The sequence below is a fragment of the Kitasatospora sp. NPDC002965 genome, from assembly GCF_040611255.1.
In the GTDB taxonomy this organism is placed as follows: Bacteria; Actinomycetota; Actinomycetes; order Streptomycetales; family Streptomycetaceae; genus Kitasatospora.
Genome location: NZ_JBEXNT010000023.1, coordinates 40661 through 61226 on the forward strand (window position 1 = coordinate 40661; position 20566 = coordinate 61226).

The 20566-nt window shown below is 68.8% G+C and carries 10 protein-coding genes; 8 read left to right on the forward strand and 2 right to left on the reverse strand.

Features of this window, described 5'->3' with window-relative positions; translation table 11 throughout:
* Nucleotides 1–73: 73 nt before the first annotated feature.
* Nucleotides 74–2311 carry a UvrD-helicase domain-containing protein gene (locus tag ABZY91_RS12695; RefSeq protein ID WP_355401944.1) on the reverse strand — a complete coding sequence of 746 codons (2238 nt, stop codon included), beginning with the start codon at nucleotides 2309–2311 and terminating at the stop codon, nucleotides 74–76.
* Nucleotides 2308–9249: a DEAD/DEAH box helicase gene (locus ABZY91_RS12700; protein ID WP_355401946.1), complete on the reverse strand. Its 6942-nt coding sequence runs from the start codon at nucleotides 9247–9249 to the stop codon at nucleotides 2308–2310. Before ABZY91_RS12700 ends, ABZY91_RS12695 begins: the two co-directional genes overlap by 4 nt.
* 295 nt (nucleotides 9250–9544) lie before the next feature.
* Here ABZY91_RS12700 and ABZY91_RS12705 point away from each other — a divergent pair, with 295 nt between their 5' ends.
* The 8 genes from ABZY91_RS12705 (at nucleotide 9545) to ABZY91_RS12740 (ending at nucleotide 20547) form a co-directional block, all read left to right on the forward strand.
* The gene (locus ABZY91_RS12705; RefSeq protein WP_355401948.1) at nucleotides 9545–9739 is read left to right on the forward strand and encodes a hypothetical protein; all 195 of its coding nucleotides are present in this window, start codon (nucleotides 9545–9547) and stop codon (nucleotides 9737–9739) included.
* A gap of 257 nt (nucleotides 9740–9996) precedes the next feature.
* Nucleotides 9997–11598: a hypothetical protein gene (locus ABZY91_RS12710; protein ID WP_355401950.1), complete on the forward strand. Its 1602-nt coding sequence runs from the start codon at nucleotides 9997–9999 to the stop codon at nucleotides 11596–11598.
* Nucleotides 11595–12368, forward strand: coding sequence for a hypothetical protein (locus tag ABZY91_RS12715; protein ID WP_355401952.1), 774 nt, complete (start codon nucleotides 11595–11597; stop codon nucleotides 12366–12368). Before ABZY91_RS12710 ends, ABZY91_RS12715 begins: the two co-directional genes overlap by 4 nt.
* Nucleotides 12365–16801, forward strand: coding sequence for a hypothetical protein (locus ABZY91_RS12720; protein ID WP_355401954.1), 4437 nt, complete (start codon nucleotides 12365–12367; stop codon nucleotides 16799–16801). The genes ABZY91_RS12715 and ABZY91_RS12720 overlap by 4 nt, the downstream gene beginning before the upstream one ends.
* Entirely contained in the window at nucleotides 16798–17847 is a 1050-nt protein-coding gene (locus ABZY91_RS12725; protein ID WP_355401956.1) for a hypothetical protein, read from the forward strand. The genes ABZY91_RS12720 and ABZY91_RS12725 overlap by 4 nt, the downstream gene beginning before the upstream one ends.
* Nucleotides 17848–18065: 218 nt before the next feature.
* Nucleotides 18066–18881: a restriction endonuclease gene (locus tag ABZY91_RS12730; RefSeq protein WP_355401958.1), complete on the forward strand. Its 816-nt coding sequence runs from the start codon at nucleotides 18066–18068 to the stop codon at nucleotides 18879–18881.
* A gap of 185 nt (nucleotides 18882–19066) precedes the next feature.
* On the forward strand, nucleotides 19067–19645 hold the full coding sequence (locus ABZY91_RS12735; protein ID WP_355401960.1) for a hypothetical protein: 579 nt from the start codon (nucleotides 19067–19069) through the stop codon (nucleotides 19643–19645).
* Entirely contained in the window at nucleotides 19642–20547 is a 906-nt protein-coding gene (locus ABZY91_RS12740; RefSeq protein WP_355401962.1) for a hypothetical protein, read from the forward strand. Before ABZY91_RS12735 ends, ABZY91_RS12740 begins: the two co-directional genes overlap by 4 nt.
* Nucleotides 20548–20566: the final 19 nt, after the last annotated feature.

Genomic DNA, 20566 nt, shown 5'->3' on the forward strand with positions numbered 1-20566 from the left:
GCTCGGCGGTCACCCGCTGCCTCCTGAATCAATGCTGCCTTGCCTGCCTGCCGTGCTACCCGCGTACGTCCGCTCAAGCGATCAGTGGCACCAGGAACGGACTCGGGGCGCCGTGCCAGAAGATGGCGAGGGTATCGCGGGAGCGGGTGCTGGCGACAAAGAGCAGGGAGCGGGCGCGCTGGAGTTCGCGGCGGTAACGGGCTGGGTCGGTGTCGCGCAGACGGTTGACAGCGGCCCGCGGGACCAGGCCGTCGCTGACACCGGCGATGACCATGCGCTGGTACTCAAGTCCCTTGAAGCGGAACATCGTGCCGATATGCACGCCGGCCTCGCTGCGGGGGCCGTCCGGGCCGATCTCGACGGGCTTGATTCCGGCCTCGGCGAGGCTATGAGCAATCTGGCTGGCCATGTCGTTGGTGGGGACGCAGATCGCGATCTGCTCCAGTGGGATGTCGTCCCAGGAGGAGATGCGTTCCACGATGGCCTGCCGTTCGGCGTCCCAGTCGGCGGCGGGGTGTAGCTCTGGGGCGCCGCCGCTGAGCACCGAGCGGTAGCCGTCGAGGGTCTCGGCGTTGCCGTCGAGGTCGTCGAAGCTCTCGCCGCGCAGGACGCCGAGTGCGGAACCGAGGATCTGACGGGTGGTTCGGTAGCTGAGTGTCAGTTTGGCGGAGCGGCCTCGGATGTTGATTCCGAGGCTTCCCAGTGTCACCTGGTTGTCGTAGATGCGCTGGTGGGTGTCGCCGACCAGGAAGATGTCGTTGCGCTCGTGCCCGGTCATCGCCCGGAGCATCTTCCAGTGGGCAGCGTTGAGGTCCTGGGCCTCGTCCACGACGATGTGGCGGTAGCGGTAGCGCAGCCATCCGCCTGACCCCGCCTGAACGTGGATGTTGCCGAGGCCACCGCCCTGCTCGGTCTGCTGCTCGATGGCGAGCATCCGCTGCTCGCGTTCACGCTCCAGACGGGCAGCCCGCTCGGCGACCTGACGCCAGGTCTGCTTGCCCAGTCGCTCCAGGCGGCTGGTGAAGGCCTCCGCGAACTGCCAGATCTCTGCCCGCTCGGCGCGGGAGACGGTCTTGCCGCGGCCTGTCCGACGGGCTTGGAAGTACTCGGCCCGGCTAGTTACCACCTGCCCGAGGATGACCTGGGACCACTCGTCGTGCAGGAACTGGGCATCCCAGCCGTCGGCGTCCAGCTCGTCCAGCATCAGTCGCCATTCGCGCAGCGCCTGGTTGTCGTCAACGATTTGCTTGGAGCTGCCCGGTTCGGCTTCCCGTACGATGCGCAACGCCAGTTGGTCCAAATGGGTCACTTCGACCCGGGCCAGCAAGTCCTGGCCGCCAAGCTCCAGCAGCCGTGAGCGTAGGTCGGCGGCGAGGTTCTTGTTGAAGGTGGTCAGCAGAACCGGTTTGTTGTGGCCCGGAGGCAGGGCGGCGACCAGGTGCTGGACCCGGTGCAGGGCGACGATGGTTTTGCCGGTGCCGGGTCCGCCTCCGACGCGAGCCGGGCCCGAGTAGTCGCGCTTGACGAGCTTGGCCTGGGTGGGGTGTAGGAACACCTTCCAGCGGCCGAAGTCGCCGCCCTCCAGGGCCTGACGCAGCGCCTCGTCGGTGGTGGTGACCATAGTGGCCGGACGCTCGGCTGCGGCCTTGAAGTCCTCGGTGTCGACCGGGGCGGTCGCGGCTACCGGGGTGGTGATCTGGTCCAGGACGTCGTCATAGGACTTGCCGTCGAACAGGGCGAGCAGGACCTCGCCGGTGAGCTGCGGGGCGTACTCGATCAGCCCGAGCAGTTGGTCCTCGGCGGTCAGGCCGTGGACCACGGGGATGAGAGACTCGGCAACCCCCAGCTCACCGAGTTGCTGCTCGGTGAATGCGGCGAAGAGCGGGGCCGGTACCGCAGGGGGCGCGACGACGGGTGCGGGCGTCGTGGGCGGCTGCGGGACCATAGGCCGGCGAAGCAGGCTCTCCTCGACCACCTGGAGGTCGACGTACTCGATGCCACCGGTGATCTGGTTGATCCCGTAGCTGAGCCGGTCCAGATTGTTGTAGACGTCCTTGCGGTGCTTGACCGAGACAACAAGCCAGTCGTCGTCGGCCAGGTGCAGCAAAAGCGCCCGGTACTCGTCGTTTACGCGGGCCGACCACAGCCGGCTGTCGCCCTTGAGCTGCTTGAGATTCAGCCCAGTGGCCCGCGGGTTTTCCTTGAACTTGTGCTGGAAGTCGTAGATCGCGCCCTTGACCGACCGGGGGAGCTTGAGAATCTCCTTGTCGGCTTTGTCCAGCAGCCGCAGGGTCACTCCGGTGGTGGTCATCGCTGCTGCTCCCCCTGGTTCGGACCGTGGTTCGGATGGTGACTACTTCCGTGCAGCAGTTCTACCAGCTCATCGACGGTCCACGCGGCTACGGGGCGGACGTCCCAGCCCTGCTCGGTGAACGCCCGGTCGCGGTCGGCAGCCTCGTGATCGGCTTCACCATCGGGCTGGGGCCGCGGCGCGAGGACGATCGCGACCTTGTGCCGCGCCCAGGCCAACTCGGCCTGCCAGCCGCGATCGTCGAGCTCGAAGCCGCCCTCGGGCAACGGGGCACCGCGCTCGGCAACGGCCTCGGCGAACTCGGTGAGGCCGGGCTCGTCGTGTTCCAGGTACTCGATGGCCTGGTCCCATCCCGGGTCGCGTGGCTGTGGTGCCGTGATGAGGACCGGAGTAGGCGCGGGTGAGGGCGCTTCGAGGAGAGCTCGCTGCTCGCTTGGGGCCTCCGGGAGCGCACCGGAGTCCTGGACCAAGTCCTCAGCAACCACTCCCGTCAGCGGGACGGTTAGCCGGGTGGAGCTCATCCAGCCCAAACCACCGGTCACCGCGAGGACCTCCGGCGAGAAGCCGGGCAGCTGAGTGGTGGTCAGCTGGGCACTGTCGCCTCCGCCGTGGTCCAGGAACTGCAGCAGATTGCTCCAGTACAGCCAGGACTGCCAGCGGCGCTTATGGCCAGGATCGCCGGCAACGGCGCGGTCACTGTCATCGAGGACGGTGATGGCAGTCCAGATCGGTGGCTTGTGTCGGCCGTCAGCGACTGCCACCACGCATCCGCCGGAGGCATCGGTGCTGGTCAGCAGCTGGACCGGGCCGCGCGGACCGGTGGGAATGCCGCCGTGCAGGGCGTCGGTCAGCTGGTCGCCGACAACCGCTGCGGCCAGGGCCGCGCCCGCCGTGCCGACTCCGGTCAGCCCAGCGATGGCAGCTTCTGCTCGCCACAGCCAGCGTTCGTTGTCGGGGTCCCGCAGGTAGGCCAGCAACAGGTCACAGGGATTGACCCAGACGGTCTCGGCGAGCTCCCCGGGCAGTCCGCCGCGCATGGCGGAGTACCAGTTGCGGGCCTTGCCTTCGCCCTGACTCCGGTCCGGATAGGGCAGCCAGGCCCAGTCGCCGCCAGCCGGGGCGGTGTAACCGGCGTCGCGCACGCGGATGGTCCAGGCCTTGACGTCCTGATAGGTCAGTTGGAAGACCCGCAGTCCTTCGGCCCGAAGCCGCCCGCGCTTGACGGCGTCGTCTGCGAGACGGTTGTGGCGTTCGCTGGCGTGGAACTCGAAGCCGTCCAGGTAGAGGGCGATCCGTGGGCTGCGTTCGACATCAGTGCGCTCGAACAGGACATCCGGGCGGGTGCCGTCCAAGGTGCGCTGCTGAGAGACCTTCCAGCTCACCGTGCCCCCATTGGCACCGGTAAGGCGCAGACCGAGCGACTGGGTGCCGCTGGTGGTGGTGTAGGCGGTGGCCGCGGCCTTCTGCTCGCGCTGCTTGGCCCACTGCTGGAGTGTGTCCAGGAACATCAGCTCCAGGTCACTCTCGGCCTGCTGCTCCATGGGGATGTGGTGGGTGGCCGCGATGGGCGTGGTCTTCCAGCCGGAGCCGTCATCGCCGCTGCCGAGCAGGTCAGCGAGCATCTGACGGACCTCGTTGCGGCTGACCTTGTCGTAGTCCCCCGCGGGGACGCGGCGCAGCAGGCAGCGGTGGCAGCCGTCGAGACCCTTCTCGATGCAGGGGCAGTTCTCGATGACCTCGCGGGCCAGCAGCAGTACCTCGCGGAAGCCTTCCGCGCTGGCGAGCCGGTGCAGGTAGCCGGTGCCGCCAGGCAGGCGGTCGTAGACCACCAGGAAGCGTCGCGGCCAGTCGGAGTCGGCGCTGTCGGGCATGGAGACGGCGGCGATGTCGATGTGGTCGGGGTCGCCGCCATAGCGGGCGGCGATGCCGGTGAACAGGGCGGCGGTGAAGGAGGCGAGCCGTTCCTTGGCGCGGGCCACGGAGGCCGGTAGCAGGATCCGGACCGCCTCGGTCACCAGCTCGTGGGCCAGTAGAAGGGGAACATCCTCGCCTGCACTGGTACTGGCCCTCTTCGTGGTCGGAGTCGGAGAGGTGCTGCGGGTCCGTCGGCGCGGGCACCAGAGCAGGTGGTGGGCGCTGGCCTTGGTGCTGGCGGCGAGGGACTCGGTCAGGGCGTTCTGTGACTGTTGGACGACCGGCTTGCCGTCGGCGGTCGCACCGCCGCAGCTGGTGCAGACGTAGAAGGGGTTGATGTGGACGTCGATGCCAGCCAGGGGTGTAGTGCTGCTGCCGTCCTGCCGGTCCAGGCCGAGGTTAAGGGTGCGGACGACAGCCCTTCGGGTGAAGTCCACGCCGAAGATGGCGTTGTTGTGTCGCCAGGAGCCGGGGACAAGGTGGACGGGGTCGATGTCGACGGTGGTCAGCTGCGCGTAGCGGCGCTGGTCCCGTTCCTCCTTATCGTCGCGGACCCGGGCGTCGTCGCGCTTGTCACGGGCGATCACCCGCTTGGGTTCCAGCACATAGGCGACACACCCTGCGTCAGCGATCTCCCGTCCGCCGCAGCGCGGGCAGGCGGAGGCGTCTGTGAGGGCGTTCTCGGTACGGGTGTAGCCGCAGCCCGGGCACATTCGCCAGACCGACCAGGCCCGGTGCTCGGGGCTGCCGATATCCAGGGCGCGAACGACGTGCTTGTAGCCGTTGACATAGAAGGTGTTGCCCGGCGCCAGCTCGGTCAGGGACAACTTGCGCGAGCGTTCGTAGGTCCGGGTCTCGCCGTGGTAGCCCTTCTTGGGCGGCGTCGATCCGTCGGGGGCCGCCTCGGTGTTGTCGGCTCCGTCGGGCTCCTCGGTCCAGTACAGGGTGGCTTCGAGGGAGGTGACGGTGTCGGCGAGGCTGTAGTTGGGCAGCAGGCCCAGTTCCACCATGGCATTGTGCGCACTGTTCTGGCTCAGATCGCGCAGCAGGTCTCCGGTGGCGCGGCGCTCGGCCAGGAGTTCCTTGCGCTCACGGTCCTGCTCGGGGTCGGTGCGGATCAGACCGTTCGCTGCCTGGTCGATCGCGGCGATTCGCCGCCGCAGGTCGTCGCGCCGCGCGGTCCAGCTCTCCTCGGCTTCCTGGAGTGCGCGCTGAATCCCGCGCGTCGCATACCCGCGCAGTTCGTCCGCGGCATGAGAGAAGATCCCTGCGGGAAACAGCTCGAGGAAGCGCTCCACGAGTACCGCGCCGTGGGTGAGCGCGGCGTCGGCCAGGTCCTGGCACCAGCCGGAGGCGCCGAACAGCGCGGAGGCCAGCCGCGGGGCGGGTGGCAGCGGCTCAACGTCGGCTGTGGTCAGCAGGCCGCCGGCGGCCAGGTCGAGCAGGTGCGCGGTGTACTGGCGGCGCAGGATCTCAACGGCGGACAGATAGCAGCCGGGCGGGGTGATCTCACCGGCGATCATCTCGCGGGGCTCGTCCAGGTAGTACAGGTCCCGGGCCCGGCGCCCGCCGAACGCCACCACCAGGGCGTTGCCGGTCTTCCGGCCGGCTCGCCCGGCCCGCTGGACGTAGTTCGCCGGGCCCTTGGGCAGCGAACCCAGCAGGACCGCGGAAAGATCACCGATATCGATGCCTAGTTCAAGCGTCGGTGTGCAGGACAACACGTTGGGGTCGGTGTAGTGGTTGGCCTCGCGGAAGGTCCGCTCGACCCGCTCGCGCTGAGGGCGCGTCAGCATGCCGGTGTGTTCGGCGGTGACCACCCGGAAGGTGCCGCCGGTCAGGTAGAGGTGGCGGTAGTAGTCGTCGCGGTAGTCGCGCGGCCGGGCGCCGCCAAAGCCCGAGGTGGTGCTGCTGCCCGAGGCCGGCGCACCGGGCTGCGGCGCCGTCAGCGTCCCGGAGCAGCGGTAGCGCGGGCAGGGGTGCCCGTACCAGCGGGTCCGCCGTTCCGGGGGCACGACCTGCTGCCAGCCGCAGGCTTCGCAGCTGACGAAGGCCTTGTTCACGGACTCGTCAGCTAGCAGCCGGACGGCGATGTGCCCGGGCTGCAGCCCGTAGACGCGGGTGGCCCGGTCCTGCGCGGTGCGCACCGCCAGGACGCGCTCCTCGGCCAGGAGTGGAAGCAGGCGCCGCAGGTACTCGCCGGCCCCGTCAGCGCTCAGGCCCAGGCAACGCCGGGCCCAGTCCTGGTACCAGTTCTGACGCCCGGTCACCGAGTCGAAGATTGACTTGTCCTTGGGTGCCTCCATCAGGAACCGCGGCGCGGCCAGCCCGTCCGGGAAGGCCGGCATCCCGTCGGGGCGGCCGCCCCAGATCTTGAAGCGGGTCACCCCCGCGTCCTTCATCCACGGCTCCAACCAGCGGTGCCGTACTCCGCCACGCTGGCGCACTCGCTCCAGCAGGCCGCGTACGAAGGCCAGGTAGCGCTCCGGGGTCGGCAGCGGGCCAACGGCCACCAGCTGGCCCGGCAGGGCCAGGTGCAGGTCTCGGGCCAGATCGGTGATCCTCTCCGGGTCCTCGATCAGAACCTCGGCGGCGGCGGTACGGGTCAGTTCCAGAGTGCGGCCCTGACGGGACCGCAGACCGAATTCCATCACCGTGGCGAAGGCCAACCGCTCACCGATCAGCTTCCAGGTCCGTACATCCCCGGTGCCCTTACCGGAGAGCAGCCGGTCCACCCCCGCCTCGTCGTAGAGGTCTGGCGGCACGACCGCGGCCAGTGCGTCCGGATCGTCGACGGCGTCCAGCACGTTGCCGATCAGGTCGTTCAACGGCAGCGGCTCACCCGAATCCTCCATATTGTGTGCCAGCAGCGAGCGCATCGAGAAGGTGAAGGAGCGGTTGGCGATGTAGCCGGCCCGGTGGGCGGCATCCTGGGTGGAGTCGTTGAAGAGAAGCGTCTTGCGTTCTTCGGGGACAAGCGCGATGTCGCCGCCGGTGAACAGCTGGGTGACTGAGGCCGCTGCGAGGGCGGCCAGCCTGGTGCCGAGGAACCGCATCGAGTTGTCACTGCCGCAGGCCGGGCAGCGCTCGTCGGTGGCGGCCCGGTCGGCGCTCTTGGGATCGGTGATCGCCAGGGCGAACCATGCGTCCTGCAGCTCGGCCGCGTCCTTGGGCGTGGGCATCCGGTAGCTCTGTCCTGCACCGTCCAGGACCAGGACTGACAGCGGGTCCGTTCCACTCCCGGAGGGAGCCTTCGGCGCCGAGAGCGCGTCCAGAGCTTCCTGCGCCTCGATGGGGGTCGCGGAGATGAAGTAGCGGATCCGCCGCTTGTCGCGGCCCACGCTGGCTTTCCAGATTTTGTCCTGCGCCACGACCAATTGCTGCGGATCAGCTTCTGGTGACAGCGCGGCCCATCCGGACCGGCCACAGGTACGGCAGTAGACCGCTGGCAGGTGCACCTCGGCCGCGCGCAGTACCGTGTCGGACCCGGGGATCGGCTGCGGCCGACGGGAGTCGCCGACAAACCAGTTGTTCGATGACCCTTCGGACTCGTCGCTGGTGATCGGAGGAGCGGCTGCGAGGGCAGCACGGCGCGCGGCGGTGCGGTCGTCCTCGTACCAGCGGAACTCAGGAGCTCGGCCGACCCCGCGCAGCACCCGGCCCACCGGACGGACCCACAGATGCACCTCGATGTGCAGCAACGGGCGCGGGCGCTGCTCGTCCGATTCCGGATCTCGCGCAGCTGACAGCAAGGCCACGAACCGTGACAGTGCCTGTAGGGCCAGCCGTGGGTTCTCGCGTGCCGTACGACCCCAGACATAGCCGAAGCGGCTCAGCCGGTCACGAAGCTCCCACTCGCTGAGCGGCTCACCGTTCAACAACGACAGCACGCCCTGGGTGAAGTCATGACGCCTCAGCATCCGCCCCATTTGGAACGGGGTCAGACCTTTGCGCCCCAGAAGCCGTTCGGCAAGCGCATCGAGGTCGAGACGATCCGGGCGGGACTCCACACCGGGTCCACCGGAGCAGGCGACGACCTCCTCCGGGGACGGCGGGTCGGGCAGCTCGTAGTCCACCGCACCGGTGAACTGCTCGGCCGTCATGCGCTCTTCGCCGATGACCGAATCGGCAGGAAACGTCATACCGAAGACCTGCGCCGCGACATCGCGAATCCCATCGGACGCCCCCGCCTCCGAGCCGACGGGTGCACCGCCCTCGCCCAGCGTCGCCGAGGTGGCTACCGGGCAGATGGACCCCAGCGGGCGGTCCTTTTCACTCTTCCCGGTGACCGCCGCCATCCGCCGCAGCAGCATCGCCACGTCCGTCCCCTGCGCGCCGTCGTAAGTGTGGAACTCGTCCAGCACGACGAAGGCCAGGTCCGAGTCCACCCACAACGGGCGGTCCTCGGCACGCTGCAGAAGCAGGTCGAGCATCTTGTAGTTGGTGATCAGGATGTCCGGCGGCGTGCGTCGCATGTCCTCCCGGCGGGTCATCACTCGGCGGAAGTCCGTGTCGGGACGGTCGCCGATGTAGAGCCCGGCGGTCACCTGGGCGAGGTCGGGATGGGCCAGGTAGTCGCCGATACGGCCAGCCTGATCGGTGGCCAGCGCATTCATGGGGTACAGCAGGACGGCCTTGACTCCGGTCCGGCCCAGCGCCCGCTGCCGACGGCAGTGGTCCAGGATAGGAACCAGAAACGACTCGGTCTTGCCCGATCCGGTGCCGGTGGTGATCAGGGTCGGCCGGGCCGGGCCGTGCAGCGTGCTCAGCCGCTCGAACGCCTTCGCCTGGTGCCGGTACGGCGTGAAGCCTGGAGTCCATTCCAGGTGCTGCCGCCACGCCTCGTCCGCAGCATGGAATGGTGCCCGGATCCGCAGGAAGGGGCCGCGGAAGATGCCGCTCTCCGGGTCCTCCAGAAAGCGTTCCAGCGAGACTCGCGTGTCCTCGTCGGTCAGCGCGTAGGTGGTGGTGAGGTACTGGGTCAGACTGCCCCGCAACTGTGCGGCAGCCAGCGTCGGCCTCACAACGATCTCCTTCGGTGCCATACCTGATCAGGACTGTTGACCAAACCGTATAGCCAAGCGAGGACGACGTCTGTCGAAGCACGTCACTCGCGCCTGGGCATTCGTTCCAGGAACGCGGCCCACCCCGCTGGTCTGTGCAAGGGAACGCTCAGCGTGTGATCCACTCGCCAGCTGGGTGTGGCGGCAGAGCGCACATGACAGCGCGCGAAGTTCAACGGCTCATACGTGTGCAACCACACCAGGTTCCGCTCGATCGACCACCACCTTCTGCTGATGACCAGCGTGAAGTTCTCCTATGAGCGCGGAGAACAACAGCGTCGAGCTCGGCGTCGTCTTCCTCGGAACCCAGCGCTCTCCCATGAGCGCGCCCGGGGCCGGACTGCTGGCAGCCTTGACATTGCAGAGGCTGGGCCCGCGTCCAGGGGACTGCGGCTTCCAGCTGGCGAGCGAAACGGCAATGGCGTCGATGCCGCTGCTGGATGCAGCCTGAGGACCGCCGCAGCCGGAGCGCCTGGGTCGCTGGCGCTCCGCAGGGAAGGGGTATCTGCCAGCCGCCTCCGATACCCCTTCCCCGTGCCAGCCACGGGAGACCTTCCCGTCCTTGTGCTGCTCTCGAAGTGTGCCCGGTAGACCGAGATCCGTGTGATGTCGGTGGGCGAGCCAACCTGTGTCAGCGATCTCCCAGCGCACTGTCGGTGCGAGCGGTTACGGTACGGACCATGCGCTGGCTCGGGGAAGGAGCGCACGTTGGACATACCCTTCGACGAGGTCGATGGCAGAGCCGCGTCCTCGATGCCCGGTCCCGGGGACTTGTCGGTGTTCGACCGCACGTTTCCGGCGCGCGTTGCCGTGCTGATGCGCTCCCGCCCCATCGCGGAAGCCGCTGCGAGCTCCGCGCGCCAGGACTGGCCGGACGCCACCTACGATGTCGCGACATTCGCTCTCGCTGCCATCGACCTGATCATCGCGCAGCAGGGTTTCGAGGACGAGGCCACCTACCCGGCGGTGACCGAGGGGCTCGCGGCGCTCGCCCGCCGGGCCGCGCCCGGCCGTCCCGCGGATGAGCATCTCAAGGTCGCCAGGTACACCCTCGACGCGCTGCTCAACCGAGCCCAGCGCGAGGCGCCGTTCACCTACCGGATCAGCGACTACACCAGCGAGGACGGAGCTCACCAGCAACGGCAGGTGCAGTTCCGGCTGCTCATCGAGCGCGAAGACCCCGTACGTGGTGAGGTCGTCCTGAACGCGACCCGGGATGCGATCAACGCCCTGATCGGCGGCCTGGAGTTCGACGTCGAGGACGAACAGGTCGCCAACGAGCTCATGCTGGAACGCCAGCTCGCCAAGGGCGCGTTCGCCGCAGCCGAAAGAGCCGCCGTCCGTGCCCGCCTGCTCTCAGTCTCGCTCGCTGACGATCTCAACAGGCTGATCAAGGACACGCGCCGGGACCTGCGGTCCGTGATGGACCAGTGGGCCAATGACGTCCCGGCACGCCTCGATGCGGCACGTGAACACATCTCCGGCCGCCTGGAGTCGGAGCACCGCCTCCTGCTGAAGGTCCGCGAATCGCTCGATTCCGAGGACGAGCAGGTGACCGCTGCGGCCGTCCGGATCGCGGGAATTCTCACCGAGTGCGCGCGCCGGCACGAGGCGCTGCACCGTCAGGTGATCACCGCCCGCAGCGTCTTCCTCGATGAACAGGACCGGCAGGCGTTCCGGCCTCCGGCCTTGGGCTACCTGCCAGACCTTGGCCAGGAAGTGCTCACCCCGCTCCTCGGCCTCGACACGGAGACCGCCCTCCTGGTGGTGGACCGATGGCTGTCCGACATCACCGGACCAAGGCCGCCCAAACTCCCGCGGCTGTACCGGCTGATCGACGATCTGTGGGCCGCCCGTGGCCCCCTGGACGACACGCGCGATCTCGGCGACACGGACGAGGAGGTCGGCGACGCGGACCCGCAGACCATCCCGCCCGAGGTCATCACAGCGGCCCAGCACATCGTCGCGCGGACCGGCATGCCCACGCGACTGTCGACCCTGCTGGCCAGCGCCCTGACCGGCGAAGAACCCGCTGATCCCCGGCAGCGCCAGCAGACCGCAGAAATCCTCGCCCTCACCGCGCTGTGGTGCTACGCCCCCGAGGACCTCGAACCCGGCCAACCGGTCTCCGCCGACCTTGCGGCACAGATCCTCGGTCCGCGCGCGGCAGCCGACACCGACGGCCTGCCCCTGCGCCTCGCCGGCTGGGACGGCGACGATCTCATCATCGCCGCACACCCGGACGCCCTCGAGACCGCAGACCCCACCCCGGTCACCTCCCTCCACCGCTCTGCTCAGGAGAGCGCATGACGCTGACACAGACCGACCACACCGACCTGGGCACCCTCATCGGGTACGCACTCCAGCCCACGCAGCGCCCCGGCCGCAGCCCCGAGTACCGCCGCCTGCTCGGCCGCTACCGCAGCGAGCCGCAGTTCCGCACCGCCGCCGACGCCGTCCTGCACGGCCTCGGCGCCCGGGTCCTGTCCGACGGGGACTTCGGCCTCGTCCTCGGTGTCGAACCGGAATCCCCGTTCGCCTTCCGCGTCACCGACATGCCGAACGCCGGGACGCGAACCGGCCGGCTGCTCGCCGGGCTCGTCCTGGTCGGGATAGCCGCCTACGCCTACCCGAGCCCGGCCGAACTCGACGAGGAGCGCATCCGCCGTGTGCCGGACACGGAGTTCGAGCAGTGGATGCGAACCCTCTGCGAGCGCCTGCAGGTCGTCGATGCCGCAGGCGAGACCATCCCGGAGGAAGGCCTCGACGAAGCCTGGCGCGTCTACCACGAACTGCCCTCCACCCTGGTAGGTGACCGCGGACGCGGTTCGGGACGGCTGTCGCCCAAGTGCACTCTCTACTGGGTCCGCAACACCCTCGGTTGGCTGGTCGAACAGGGCATGGCCCGCACGGATGGCACCGACGGCGCGTGGATCCTCACCGAACGGTTCCGCGTCCAGGTCAAGGACATGGCCAGCGAACCCGCGTACACCTTCCTCGCCGCCCTCGCCCGCAGCGAAGGCCCTGCGACCGCAGCGGTCACCTCCGGCAACGACGACCACACGACGGAGGAGAAGTGACCTACCACCTCGCGGCCCTGCGCCTGCACTCCATCGGCGAACGCTCCGCCCGCTTCACCGACGTCACCCTGGACTTCACCGCCCCGCACGGCATCGTCGCCACCCCGGACGACTCAATCGTGTGGCTGCGCAACGGCGGCGGCAAGTCCTCGCTGCTCTCGCTCTTCTACGCGCTCATGCTGCCCAGGGCGACCGACTTCATGGGCCGGGCCGTCAAGCGCAGCCTGACCGACTACGTCGACTCCGGTGACACCTCCCACACCGTTGCCGTCTGGCACCCTGCCACCTCGCAGACCCTCGATGGTCGGCCCGACCGCGTCCTGGTCACCGGTGTCGTCTACGAGTGGGCCGACCTGCGCCGTCCCGCCGATGCCGACCGGGCCCGCGACAAGCTCGACACCACCTTCTACGCCTTCTACGCGGTTCCCGGTGTCATCGACCTGGAGCGGCTGCCGATCTTGGACGAGACCGAAGCCCCCCGGCGGCGGGCGACGTTCATCGCCAAACTCAAGGAGGCCGCAGCAGCCCATCCCCACGCGATGGACCTGGTCACCACCGAGCGGCAGCATGACTGGACGACGCAGCTGGCGAACCGGGGCGTGGACCCTTCACTGTTCCGGACCCAGAAGCAGATGAACCACGTCGAGGGCGGCGTGGACGAGCTGTTCAAATTCTCCTCCGCCCGCGAGTTCATCGACCTCCTCATCGACCTCACGGTCTCCCCGGACGACGCGACCAACGTCGCCGAACGGCTCTCCTCCATCGCGTCACTGCTCGCCACCAAACCAGGCAGGGAAGCCGAGCGGGCGTTCTGCCTGGATGCCACCACCGGGCTGGAACGAGTGACAGTCGCCCATCAGGACGTGGAAGACTCCCAGATCACACTCGGCCGCGCCATCGCCCAAGGCGCCACACTCGCTGCCGCGTTCAGCACGACGGTCACCGAGGCGCAGGCCGAACAGGAGGCCCTCGCCGAGCACAAGGCCAGTGCCGAAGCACGCAAGTCAGCAGCCGAGACAGAGCGCGGCGTCGCCTACGATCTCGTCTACCTCTACGAGAAGCGCGCAGCCGAGCTCCGGATCGCCGATGCGCGAGACCAGTTCAATGAGGCCGATCGGGCGGTCACCGAAGCAGGTGCTCTGGTGGCAGCATGGGAGGCCACCGAGCGCCTGGCGGCCAGAGCCGAAGCTAAGCAGGCCCTCGACGTCACCCGGCGCGAGGCCGAGGACGAACGCGCCCAAAGCGAACCACAGCGCCGCGAGCACGACGAGCACACCGCGCGCCTTCGGCACCGGCTCACGGGCCTCGCCGAGGAACACGACGCGCGTGCCAAGACCGCCGACGATGACGCCACGGAAGCGGCCGAGAAACGCGAGGGTCACCTCCGCGCGACGGCGGATGCGCGAGGCGCGGCATCAGCGGCCGACAAGGACATCGCCAGGGCTCGCGCCGATCTCGACCGACTGGCCGCGGATCTTCGCGCGGCGGTCCGCGAGGGCGCACTGCCCACCGAGGCCACCGATCCGGCCGCCCACGACACCACCCTCAAGGTGCAACTGGAAGGGCTCGAGGGTGTCCTGGGGGAGATCCGGGCACGACGCGCCCAGCGGCCGGCCCTCCGCACCGAGCTGACCAACAAGATCGCTGTCCACACCGGCGAACGCACCCGACTCGACGGCGACCGCTCCACCCTGACCAGCGAACGCGAGACCCTCACACGCCGCGCCGACGAGCTCGCGGCGAACCGTCGCATCCAGGACCTGATCGAAGCCACCGACGACTCGCCGGTGAACCTGTGGGCGGAGGCCGACATACTCACCAGGCGGCTCTCGAACGCCATCGTTGACGTGGACGTCGAACTGGTCCGCCTGGAAGCGGAGCACCTCGACGACAAGCGCACCCTCGACGCTCACACACGGACAGGCCTGCTGCCCACGACACTGGACGCCGACCGCGTCCGCAGCACGCTCGCCGAACACGGCATCACCGCCGAAACAGGCTGGCAGCACCTGGGGACCCTCCTCCCGGAAAGCCGCCTCGCCGAAGCCCTCACCGACCCTCACCTCTCGCGAATCGGCATCGGCGTCGTCATCCCGACCGAGCAGCAACAGGCAGCCGTCACCGTTCTCGCCTCGGTCGGTGCCACCACCACAGCACTCGTCGGCGTCTACACCTCCCAGGCCGCCTCCGCCATCGCCGCTCACGGCCCGCAGGCCGCAGCCGCCGAGAACCCAGGGCCTGCCTGGACTGGACTGCACCGCGGGCTGATCGACGCTTCGTCCACCGACACGACCATCCGCCAGGTCACGGCCCGTACCGAGGCCCACACTGCCAAGCAAGCTGCCCTGACCGAGGCCAGGAGAGCGGACCGCCGCCTCCTGGACGCGGTCACCTCGTTCGTCGAGGAGTGCCCGGCCGACCACCTGCCGGCTCTCAGTCACCGCATCAACGACCTCGACCAGGCGATCACCGCCCACGACACCGCCCTGGGCAACACCAGGCAGGCGCTCGACGAGCTGAATCGCGCCGAGGCCGAGGACAGCGTCCTCCAGGACACCACTCAGGCCGATATCACCCGCATCGAAAAGGGCCGCACCCGACTCGCAGGCCTGGCCGAGCGGACCACTACCGCGGCAACCTGGCGAGACGACCTGCGCGACGCCGAAGGCCGCCGCGCCGCGGCAACCGAGCTTGCCGAACAACTCGAGGAACTGGCCAACACTGCCTTCGAGACAGCAACCCACAACAGGACGCTCGCCGAGAAGGAGCGGGAAGCCGTCGGCACGCTGCGCTCCGAGGCCGGCTCACTGATCTACCTCGACACCGAGCCGACCGTCGACGACGACCGACAGGCCCCGCTCGAAGCGCTCCGCAAGCGACACCGCGACGCCCAGCGTGCGTGGGAGGTCCAGGCCGCCCAGTCGGTTCTCGCCGAGCGCGAGAAGACACTCACCGAGACGATCGCCAAGGAGAACGCCGCCCTCACCCGTATTCCGCCCCAGACCCAGGCTCATGCGGCCGAGCTGCTGCGCACTGCGGATGGCCAGACCGCCGAGCAGCGTTCAGCAGCCCTTGCCGTCGCCCGGACCTCCGAGCGGGACGCGATCGACCAGCGAGGGCGGGCCGCCTCCGACATCGAACGGCACACCAACGCGCTCACGACCGTCGCGAAACGGCGTGCTGACCCGCCACGCCGTGCCCTGCCAGCCGAGCCGAGCAGCGCCGAGCACGCAGACGCCCTCGCCGCCGAACAGGAGCAGATCGGGCAGAGCACCGGCGAACGCAGGTCCGAAGCCGAGCGCGAACTCGCCGACCTCGAGAAGAAGAACAGCGAACTCAACGGCACGATCAGCTTCTTCAACCTCCTCACCGACGGCCTCCCCGAACCGGATCCGGACGGCGCGGCGGCGTTCACCGGCACCACGGCCCAGGCGCAGGAGCGCAAGCGCGACATCACCGCGCGGATCCGCACAGCCGAGCAAGGCAGCACCGAGGCAGCCGCCACCCGGACCAAGGCCGTTGCCGCCCTTCGAAGCCTCGGAGCCAAGTACCCCAACGTCGCGACGCCCGCCAAGGACCGCGTCCTCCACGACGCCGAGGAGACCCTGGCCAAGAACTCGCAGCAACTCGCCACCCAGCTCGCCCTGCGCGCGGACATGATCGACGGCGAACTCGCCGGCATCGCCAAGGACCAGGCGATCGTCACCAACTCCCTCGCCCGCCTGGTCGCCAACACCCTCGACACTCTGCGCAAGGCCGAGCGGTACTCGCGCGTCAACACCAAGACCGGCGGCTGGGCCGGCAAACAGATGCTGCGCATCGCCTTCGACGCACCCGCCAGCGACGCGGACCTGCGCACCTACGTCAACCGCGTCATCGAACGGCGGGTCACCCAAGGCGTCAAGCCTGAAGGACTGCCCCTCCTCAAGGAAGCTGTTCACGAGGCCGTCGGCCCCCGCGGCTTCACCGTCAAGGCACTCAAGCCTGCCCGCGACACCGTCGCCACCACCGAGGACATCACCCGCCTCGGCAAGTGGTCCGGAGGCGAGAAGCTCACCGTCTGCGTCGCGCTCTACTGCACCATCGCGGCACTGCGCGCCGCCAACGCCGGCCGCAAGGACCGATCCGGCGGGGTGCTGCTGCTCGACAACCCGATCGGCCGCGCATCCCACGGCGACCTCGTCCGCCTCCAGCGTGCCGTCGCGGCAGCACACAAGGTCCAGCTCATCTACACCACCGGCGTCAAGGACCCCAACGCGATCTCGCTCTTCCCCAACGTCATCCGCCTCGACAACCGCCCGGGCCGTACCCACAACCGCCGCTACATCGTCCCCGACACCCCCGCTTCCAGCAGCGAAGCCACAACCGGCTACATCACCGGAGCCCGCGTCGCCCACGACGAGACGGCGAACACCGACGGCGAGACGCCATGACCCGACCTCTCATCGACATCCTGTCCGCTCATATCGCCGAGCAACAGGGCCAGCGCGTCCAGGTCGACACCCTCCTGCGCCACGCAACCTCCGCCGACCCCACACTGCTCGGCGACCCGAGCGCACGAACCCGGCTCGCCGAAGCGCTCACCGAGCTCGCCACTGACGGCGCCATCCAACTCCCCAAGACTCCCACCGGCTGGGACCATCGCACCCAGCCGCCACTTCCCCGCTGGATCGGCAAGACAACGGTACGTCCCGCAACGACCCGGCCAGCAGACCGGGTCTGGCCACAAGCTCTTGAACACGCCGCTGCAGTCGCAACCCGCCCGGACGAACACGATCTTCTCGAACGCATCGCCCTCTGGCTGCGCGACAACCCCCACCCCGAACCCGCGCCCATCGAGGAACGCTCACTGGAGATCCTCGACGACGAGAAGGCACTCGCCGCCCACACCACCAAGCGCCTCTTCACCAGCGGCGCACTCAACCTCGACCTCCTGGCGTGCTACCCCACACCCGTACCGTTCCCGTCGCAGTACGTCCCCGGAACCGGTGAGCCACGCCTCCTCGTCGCCGAGAACAACGCCACCTTCCACTCCCTCCTCACCATCGCCCGCAGCCTCGACCCCACCAGCCGTCCTAACCTCCATATCGGCTGGGGTAGCGGAAACCAGTTCCCCGTCTCCATCACCGCCCTGACCCTCCTCGACCCCCGCCCTACAGCCGCCTACTACTTCGGAGACCTCGACGTCGCAGGACTGCGCATCGCAGCGAGCGCAGCCGCCACCGCCGAGCAGAACAACCTGCCCACCCTCCGCCCCGCCGCAGCCCTTTACCGCTGGCTGCTTGCCCACGGCACCCCACGTCCCGACAAGTCCAACAGCGGCATCAACGACCCGACGCCACTGATCACCTGGTTGCCTGACGACCTCCGCCCCGCAGCCGCGAACCTCATCGCCACCCGTCAGCGAATCCCGCAGGAACGACTCGGACTACGAGCCCTGCGAGCTGAGGCCGCGCTCCTCAGCCAGGCGGTCGGCTGACAACAGGCACCCGCCGAGTTACCGCAACCTGGGACGCACGCTGGCAGCCGAGGCCGTGCGTGAAGCCGACCGACACGCTCGCGGACCAGCCGCCCGTCCGGTGCCCGCCCCGCAGAAGTTGCCAAACGCCGCCCCACCTGGGGATTTACTCAAAGCACGGGCCGTCGAAGTGGGAGAAGCCCTACTCTCTCGTCATACACAAGGGGGCGAAGACTGGCATGGCGTCCGATGACGGAACCTCCCAGAACGGCGAGCTGAGCGCGGACGCCGCCGGCGGTGATGGCAGCGGGCTCGCGCTTCTAGCCGGGCTCGTTGTGCTCGGCGTCGTCGTACAGACCACAGCCTGGTTATGGGGACATCCCCTCGCCGCGGCGGCGACACTCGCAGGCACCGCCGTAGCGCTCCTCGGCCTGCGTGCCACACTTCGGCACACAGCCCTCGGCCCGCTTGTGCGCCAGTTCCTGCACCCGCTGTGGGCCCTGCTCCGCACCGGCATCGCCGCACGCCTCTCCCTTGCCCGAACGACCCTCACCGAGCGCGTCGACCAGTGGGCCCATCGACCGATGCGGCCGACAGCACCGCCTGAACCCGTCGCCTCGTACGCACGTCGCCCCTTCGGCTACACCCTGGAGGCGTTCCAGGCCGCCACGCCGCTCCGCTTCGAGGAGATGTGCCGCGAACTACTGGAGCGCGACGGCTTCACCAACACCGAACGGGTCGGCAGAGCCGGAGACCTCGGCGCTGACGTCATCGCCAACGACCACCTGGGCCGGCGCGTGGTCCTGCAGTGCAAGCGGTACGCGGCCCCAGTGAATTCGGAGGCGGTGCAGCGATTCAACGGCACTGCCCGGCCAGTGCACGGCGCAGCGGTCCCGATCGTCGTAGCGCTCAACGGCTTCACCGACCCTGCGGCGGCCTTCGCCACTCAGCAGCGACTGCACCTCGTCGACCGCGAGCGCCTTGCCCGCTGGGGTGCCGGCCAGCACCTCTACGACGTCCTCGACATCGACCGCGCCCCGGGACGGCGTGCCTGACCACCAGGGCACCGATGAGAAGTGCCAATTCCAGCCCTTTCGTAGCGACCGGCTGCAAGCGATTGAGCGGACGGCCCACGGTCGCAGGTTCGCGAGGTCACGCTTCTGCAAGATCTCCCTACACAAGGGCCACGGTCAGCCGATCTGCCGCTAGGGTCACCGTGGACGAACGGTGAGGGGGGCCTGTGCTGCCAGACTTCAACGATCACGGGTACCTGCCTCCTGGCCGCTACCGACTGACCATCACGCAGGCCGCTGACGTCTTCGTCCACGCGGAGCGGTTCCAGACCTCCACGACCCGAGCCCAGGTCTGGCAGGGATTTCAGGAGTACCTCTACCAGTTCATCCATCTGGAGCAGCAGTTCGCGCCTCTGTTGCAGGGCCGTGAACTCATCCACAGCGTCTGGCTGGGAGGCAGCTTCGTCAGTGCCAAGCAGGACCCTCACAACGTAGACGCCACACTGCTGATGAACCCCGACGCCGAGCGGGCCATCCGGGGCAACCCCGGCTCGAAATGGCTGACGACTGCCTTCAAGAGCTGGAAGGCTATGCAGGACCGGTACGGCGTCGCTCCTCTGCGGATCTCGTACGTGCCGGTGGCCAAGATGTTCCAGCCCCAGGACCTCACGGCCGAGGAGCTGGAGTACTTCCGCGACCGCGGCCGCTGGGACGACTGGTGGCAGCGATGCCGCCTGCCGGGTGAGGGGGAACCGAGCGTGCAGAGCGCCGCGCCGGTCCGAGGCTACGTGGAGGTGACACTGTGACGGCCGATTGGCGAGAGCAGATGCGCCGACTCCACGGCGAAAGCACCGCCCGCCGACTGCACGAGGTAGGCGCGGAGGACCGCGACGACGACCTCGTAGAAAGCGACCTGCGCCGAGCCAACCTCGACTACCTCCTGCGCTACGACCCCCACGCCCGAGCGGACGAAGAACTCCAGATCCGCCTCACTGGCGAGAACGCCGCCGCCGGGGCCCTGCAGTTCGACTGGGGCAACGCCCTGCTACGTCCGCTCCAGGACAGCGTCTCGGCGGCAGCTCACCGCCAGGTCGCCCTGGAGCTGACGGGCTTTTCCCGTGGCAGCACCGTCATGCACGTACGGCCCCGGCCAGCACCCGATCCCGAACCGGATTTCGACAGACTGTCGCTGGCCATCTCACCGGCCGACGCCGGGGTACGCGAACTCGTCAACCTGCTGCGCGCCCTCGAAGACGAGCAGGACGTCCGGGCCTGGAGCGAGATCCTCGACCCGGTCGACGCCGTCGTCAAAGCCCTCGACAGGTTCGACCTCGGTATGGGCCTGAAATGGCTCGCGTCCGACGGCGCCGTTCGCGCCGCCACCCTGACAGCCCGCGGCCGGGCCTACGTAGCCCGCCTGCGCGAGACCCACACCGCCGTCGACGTACAGCGCCTGTCCGGCCGGATCACCGAACTGCGCAGCTCCGGAGTGGTACGGATCAAAGCCGGCCTGTCGAAGAAGTCACCTGCCTGGGACGTGAAGTTCGACGACCCTGACCAGCTCTTCGCCATGCGTCTCGCGCTGGGAGACCAAGTCCGTTTCGTCGTCGAGCAACGCCGCACGTTCGACGCGATGAGCCGCACCCGTGCGACCGATTACCGCTTCCTCGACATCGACCCTGGGCCCGAAGCCCTACCTGGCAGCTGACCAAGATCCGCTATGCGTG

Coding starts and splice junctions, on each gene's coding strand:
- ABZY91_RS12695 (WP_355401944.1), bottom strand. CDS start 2,311: ATGACCACCACCGGAGTGACCCTGCGGCTGCTGGACAAAGCCGACAAG.
- ABZY91_RS12705 (WP_355401948.1), top strand. CDS start 9,545: ATGAGCGCGGAGAACAACAGCGTCGAGCTCGGCGTCGTCTTCCTCGGA.
- ABZY91_RS12715 (WP_355401952.1), top strand. CDS start 11,595: ATGACGCTGACACAGACCGACCACACCGACCTGGGCACCCTCATCGGG.
- ABZY91_RS12725 (WP_355401956.1), top strand. CDS start 16,798: ATGACCCGACCTCTCATCGACATCCTGTCCGCTCATATCGCCGAGCAA.
- ABZY91_RS12730 (WP_355401958.1), top strand. CDS start 18,066: ATGGCGTCCGATGACGGAACCTCCCAGAACGGCGAGCTGAGCGCGGAC.